Origin of the sequence: Myxococcus sp. AM009 (assembly GCF_013372605.1) — a bacterium.
GTDB classification, from domain to species: domain Bacteria; phylum Myxococcota; class Myxococcia; order Myxococcales; family Myxococcaceae; genus Myxococcus; species Myxococcus vastator.
Window position 1 is genome coordinate 1 of the sequence record NZ_JABXEP010000312.1, and the last position, 3,114, is coordinate 3,114.

A 3,114-nucleotide genomic window follows, 5' to 3' on the forward strand; every position below is an offset into this window, starting at 1 on the left:
ACCATCCGCTTCACCATCTGCGACTTGAATGCATCCGTGTACGACACTGCGTCCTGCCTGCTCTCGCCCCCATGGCGTGGTCATCCCGGCCGGTCAGCCGAGGCGACAACTTCCCTGACACAGGGGGTGGGATGGGCTCAAGCCCGATGGAAAGCACCTGTGCAACGGGCTTATCGCGGACTGGGCTTCCTGGCAGGGGCGCAATGGAGAGCCGTATCAGCAACTCCGCCAGGCGCTCCATGCACTCTCTCCTTCGGATGTGGAGCTCCTCGCGCCGGGAGAGCTCACTCGCGTCAGCCTGGAAGACGTCCGGGACATGCCGACCCTTCGCACGGGGTACGGTCAGGAGGTTCCCGTGGTGTACGCGTCCGCGGGTGTCAGACGCGTCATCACGCTGGCCTACTTGCTGGTGTGGACGTGGCAGGAGCATCTGCAGGCAAGCCGCTTGATGAACCAGGAGGCCACCCGGTCCATCATCTTCTTGATCGACGAGGTGGAGGCGCATCTGCATCCTCGTTGGCAGCGGACCGTCCTGCGCTCCCTGCTCAAGGTCATGGAGGCGCTCACGGGCGCTGGTGACGTCCAGGTCCAGATTCTCGCCGTGACACACTCGCCGCTGCTACTGGCTTCACTGGAGCCGCTCTTTGACGCCCAGGAAGATGCCTTGTGGCACCTCAATCTCCAGGACAGGGAGGTTGTCCTTCACAAGGAGGAATGGCATCGCCGGGGTGACGCGAACTCCTGGCTCGTTTCTGAAATCTTCGACCTCGGGGAGCCCCGCTCGCTGGAGGCCGAGCAAGCCATCCAGCGCGCCGAGGCATTGATGGAGCGGCGACAGGGCGTGTCGTCCGACGAGTTCACCCAGGCCCGCGACGCGCTGCGCGCCAGCCTTCCCGATGTTGACCCATTCTGGCTGCGGTGGCGCTTCTGGGCGCGCGAGGCGGGGCTGAGCCAGTGATTCGTGTCTTGAAGCAGCCAGAGCCGCGACCTCCTGTCTTTGATTTCGAAAACCAGGTTCGGAAGCCTGGATTGAGTGCCTTGGCTGAGCTGGTTGGCCAGCCGCCCTTGATGAAGCGCACGGGGCCGCGAATCACCAGGCGAGCGGAGCGAATCGAAGATTTGAAGGCTTCGGATCTTCGGCGACACCCCTACTGGACCCGCGCGCTGCCTGTCCTGCACGCCGCATATGGGGGTATTTGCGCATACGCCTGTTTCTACATCGAACCGCTCTGTGGGCCGACGGTCGACCACTTTGTCGCCATGGTGAGCACGGAGCATCGGCAGGCTTATGAATGGGACAATTATCGTCTGGCCTGCTCACGGATGAATGCGCGCAAGCGAGAGTTCGCCAACGTGCTCGATCCGTGCATGGTTGAGGACGGTTGGTTTGTCCTCAACCTGGGGACGTTCAAGGTGGAGCCCGCCGTGGGCCTGGCCCCGGAGGTGGAAGCCAGGGTCCGTGAAACCATCGAGCGGTTGGGGCTCGATTCTCGTGAGTACCAGCACATGTGTCGAAGGTACTTCGACAGCTACTGGAGCCCAGCGGTTGCTCATCAACCTGTCCCGCTCTGGTCCCTGGAGCGGGATGCCCCCTTCCTGGCGCGTGAAATGCGACGGCAGGGGCGCATTCGGGACGCGGATGTCGCGGCGAGCGTGTCCGCCACGGGTCCGAAGCTTCGCTGAGGCCCCAGCGTCGATGACCCGGGCGCTGTGCCGTCCGCCGGGCTCAGGGCCGCAGCCGCAGGAGGAATCCATCCCGCGGGCGAGGGTAGGGCGTGCCTTCTGGATGCGAGCGCGCCAGCGCGCCCGCCGCCACCGCGTAACCGCTCGCATCCACCGCCACCGTGCGCGCCAGCGTGGGGCCTGGACTGGTGAAGCTGCGCACCCAGAGCGAAGCGCCGTCCTCCGGGTGGAGCCGGGCCACGTAGAGGCCCGCGGGCACGCCGCCGCCACCCAGATCCAGCCCGCCATCATGCGAGCCCGCCAGGGTGAGCTGCCCGGCGTCATCCGTGGCCAGCGCGGTGGCGGTGGCCGCGAAGGAGCGCGCCCAGCGCTCCTTGCCCTGGGCATCAAACACCGTCACGAACCCCTGGTAGCCGTTGGAGATGTGAGGCTTCCCCTGGAAATAGAAGCGTCCGGAGAAGTTCCCACCGACGAAGACGCGGTCGGGGCCCACCGCCAGGGCATTGGCGGTGCCCTCGGTGCCCCGCAACTCCCGGCTCCAGGCGTGCGCGCCGTCTGAGGACAGCTTCAGCACGAAGGGCGTGCGCTGGCGCACCGTGACGAGCGCCGACCCGCCAAAGCAGACGGAGCCCGCATAGGCCCCCGCGACGTGCACGCCGCCAAAGACATCCACCGCCACGGCCCGAGCCGTCACCAGGCCTTCGTCCCCCGCGGCCCAGGTGCGGCTCCAGCGCGTCTGTCCGCTGGCGTCCAGGCTCACCGCGAAGGCGGAGCGCTGGCCCCGTGGGGATTTCCTCACGCCGTCACCGAAGTCGCGTTGGCCATGGAAGTCTCCCACCAGCACCACGCCGTCCGTGCCGTCCGGCGCGAGCGCATGGACGGTGAGCGCACCCGTGCCGTCGAAGCGCCGCACGCGCTCCAGCGCCCCCTGGGGCGACAGCCGGGCCAGGAAGGCGCCGGGTGGGATGGTCGCCTTGCCCAGCGCGAAGCCGGCGGAGACGCCGCCCAGCCACGCGTTGCCTTCGCCATCCACGGTGAGCCCGCCCACGTGCGCGCGCGCGGTGTCTGCCTCCGGCGAAAGCCCATGCGCCCAGCGCAGGGTGCCCTCCGGAGAGAAGCGCGCCACCAGCAGGTGAGGCGCTTTTGATACGTGGTTGAAGGGCAGGGGGCCTCCCCCAAGGTCCAGAGGCTCACGGTAGGTCGCCGCGACGAGGACGTCCCCGTCGGGAGCCACCACGGCATGTGGCGCTTCGCTGTCCCCCAGAACCAGCGGACGCGTCCACGCCAGGACCCCCTCACCCTCACCTGCAGCCGACCCCGCCACCTCCAAGCCCGGAGCGCGAGCCGCCGCGTGCGCCCTCTCCCCGCACCCCACGAGGAGAAGCCCGAACGCCAGCACCCCGATTGCCCATCGCCGCCTCCCCACCATCC

3 protein-coding genes are annotated in these 3,114 nt (G+C 67.9%); 2 read left to right on the plus strand and 1 reads right to left on the minus strand.

The annotated features are described in order from the left end of the window. Positions 1-259 precede the first annotated feature (259 nt). Both HV824_RS35375 and HV824_RS35380 read left to right on the plus strand, forming a co-directional pair. On the plus strand, positions 260-958 hold the full coding sequence (locus HV824_RS35375) for an AAA family ATPase (RefSeq protein ID WP_368671075.1): 699 nt from the start codon (positions 260-262) through the stop codon (positions 956-958). 80 nt (positions 959-1,038) lie between these two features. Then, complete coding sequence (locus HV824_RS35380; protein ID WP_176421550.1) at positions 1,039-1,683, plus strand: hypothetical protein; 645 nt, start codon at positions 1,039-1,041, stop codon at positions 1,681-1,683. 43 nt (positions 1,684-1,726) lie between these two features. Here the strand turns inward: HV824_RS35380 and HV824_RS35385 are convergent, their stop codons facing one another. Beyond that, complete coding sequence (locus HV824_RS35385; protein ID WP_368671074.1) at positions 1,727-2,920, minus strand: hypothetical protein; 1,194 nt, start codon at positions 2,918-2,920, stop codon at positions 1,727-1,729. Positions 2,921-3,114: the final 194 nt, after the last annotated feature.